Annotated in this window: 1 protein-coding gene; it reads left to right on the top strand. The window is 66.0% G+C overall.

The window, feature by feature from the left end; all coding sequences use genetic code 11:
• Nucleotides 1-58: 58 nt before the first annotated feature.
• The gene (locus tag ACIO3R_RS39520; RefSeq protein WP_402111956.1) at nucleotides 59-1,687 is read left to right on the top strand and encodes an ISAzo13 family transposase; all 1,629 of its coding nucleotides are present in this window, start codon (nucleotides 59-61) and stop codon (nucleotides 1,685-1,687) included.
• Nucleotides 1,688-1,704 lie beyond the last annotated feature (17 nt).

The raw sequence follows: 1,704 nt of genomic DNA, 5'->3' as shown, positions 1-1,704 counted from the left end.
CTTAGGGCTTGCCGGGAATCAAGGTGTTGCTTCCGGTTCTGGTTGTCGTTGTTGTGGTATGCGCATCGCGGACGAAACTCGTGACCAACTCGCCTTGAAGTTCATGGTGTTGTTCCCGCATTTGGACGAGCGGCAGCGGCGGCTGTTGATGGCCGCGGAGGCCCGGATGCTGGGCCATGGCGGCATCCGGGCCGTCGCGCAGGCCGCGGCGATAAGTGAGACAACGGTCCGCAAGGGCGTGTTCGAGCTTGAGGCAGGAGAGGAGCCTCTGGGGCGGGTGCGGCGGCCAGGCGGAGGACGCAAACGGGTCGTAGATCTGGACCCGGGGCTGCGTCCGGCCTTGCTGTCGCTGGTCGAGCCGGACGAGCGTGGGGATCCGATGTCGCCGCTGCGGTGGACAGTGAAGTCGACCCGTACTCTTGCCCGGGAACTGGCTGGGGCAGGGCACAAGGTCAGTGCCGACACCGTCGCTGATCTGCTGCGGGAGGAAGGCTTCAGCCTGCAGTCCAACGTCAAGACCTTGGAGGGCGGCCAGCACTGCGACCGGGATGTCCAGTTCCGTTATCTCAACGAGCAGGTCCGCGATCATCGGGACGCCGGCCAGCCGGTGATCAGCGTGGACACCAAGAAGAAGGAACTCGTCGGAGAGTTCAAGAACAGCGGCCGACAGTGGCGGCCGACAAGTGATCCGGTGAGGGTGGGCGTCCACGACTTCGCCGACCCGCAACTGGGCAAGGCCGTCCCCTATGGGATCTACGACATCGAGGCGAACACCGGCTGGGTCAACGTCGGCACCGATCACGACACCGCCGCGTTCGCGGTCGAGTCGATCCGGCGCTGGTGGCACGGTCAGGGCCAGGACGCCTACCCGCAGGCAGCACGGCTGCTGATCACCGCAGACGCGGGCGGTTCGAACGGCTACCGCACCCGGGCCTGGAAACTCGAACTGGCCCGGCTTGCCTCCGAAACGGGGCTGACCATCACCGTGTGTCATCTGCCGCCCGGCACGTCGAAGTGGAACAAGATCGAGCACCGGCTCTTCTCCCACATCACCATGAACTGGCGCGGTCGCCCGCTGACCAGCCACGAAGTCATCGTGCAGTCCATCGTCGCGACCACCACCCGCACCGGACTGCGTGTGAATGCCGCACTCGACACCAACACCTATCCCACCGGAGTCCGTATCGGTGACGCGGAGATGGCAGCGATGCCGCTGACCCGGCACGCTTTCCATGGCGAATGGAACTATGCCCTGCACCCGCAGTCATGTCCCGTCGTCCCGGCGGCCCGCGCTCCCCAGGCGGCGGCCCCGCAGTGGGACCAGGCCCTGCTGTCGGATCCGGCGCTGACCGGGATGTCCCGTCAACAACTGGACGCCCTCACACAAACTTTGACCCTCGACGGCGATGCCCGGCGCGGCCGCCCGCCCCGCCTCGCCTTCTCCGAGCAGGTCCTGGCCACCGTGCTTCATCTGCGGGTTGCCCTGGCCGCAGAGCCCTTGGCCGTACTGTTCGGCAGCAGCCGCACCGCGATGCACCGCACGCTCCTGAAGAACAGGAAACTATTCGAGACTCACGGCGTCGACATCCCACCTGCAACGACGCCACCCGTCGCCCTTGCAGCCCTCCAAGCCCGGGTCCTCGCCCAAACCGGCGAGCCCCACAACAAGATCAAGACGACGTGTTAATGCTCTGCAGCCCCTTA

Source organism: Streptomyces sp. NPDC087428 (assembly GCF_044744085.1).
Lineage (GTDB): Bacteria > Actinomycetota > Actinomycetes > Streptomycetales > Streptomycetaceae > Streptomyces.
This window is presented reverse-complemented; position numbering and strand designations above follow the sequence as displayed.

Excerpts from the sequence above, each read along its gene's own strand:
- ACIO3R_RS39520 (WP_402111956.1), top strand. The coding sequence starts at position 59 with ATGCGCATCGCGGACGAAACTCGTGACCAACTCGCCTTGAAGTTCATG.